Annotated in this window: 1 protein-coding gene; it reads right to left on the bottom strand. The window is 75.5% G+C overall.

Features of this window, described 5'->3' with window-relative positions:
* Positions 1-709: ketoacyl-synthetase C-terminal extension domain-containing protein (locus KN815_RS41430; RefSeq protein WP_301184697.1), on the bottom strand; the 709-nt coding region annotated here is incomplete at both ends.

The following is a 709-nucleotide window of genomic DNA, read 5'->3' on the forward strand; positions in this document are numbered from 1 at the left end:
CGCCGCCAGGCCGGACAGCAGCCCGTCCCGGTCCTCGCCGACGACGACCGCGCGCCGCTCCAGCGCCGCCCGGCCCGTCGCCAGCGCGTGGCCGACGTCGGTGGTGTCCAGGTCGGGGTGGGTGCCGAGGTGGGCGAGGAGCCGTTCGGCCTGGCCGCGCAGGGCGGCCTCGGACTTGCCCGAGAGCGCCCAGGGCACCGTCGGCAGCTCCGCCACCGGACCGGTCGCGGGGATCTCCTCGGGGGCCGGGGGCTGCTCGATGATCGTGTGCGCGTTGGTGCCGCTCACGCCGAAGGAGGAGATGGCCGCCCGGCGCGGCCTGCCGAGCTCCGGCCACGGCCGGGCCTCGGTCAGCAGCTCCAGGTCGCCCGCCGACCAGTCCACATGCGGGGTGGGCTCGTCGATGTGCAGCGTCCGCGGGAGCACTCCGTGCCGCATCGCCATGATCATCTTGATGATGCCCGCGACACCCGCGGCGGCCTGGGTGTGGCCGATGTTGGACTTCAGCGAGCCCAGCCACAGCGGCTGCCCCTCCGGCCGGCCTCGGCCGTAGGTGGCGAGCAGGGCCTGGGCCTCGATCGGGTCGCCCAGCGTCGTGCCCGTGCCATGCGCCTCCACCACATCGACATCGGCGGTGGTGAGCCGGGCGCTGGTCAGCGCGTCGCGGATGACGCGCTGCTGGGACGGGCCGTTGGGCGCCGTCAGACCG

It is taken from the genome of Streptomyces niphimycinicus (assembly GCF_018883605.1).
GTDB classification, from domain to species: Bacteria; Actinomycetota; Actinomycetes; order Streptomycetales; family Streptomycetaceae; genus Streptomyces; species Streptomyces niphimycinicus.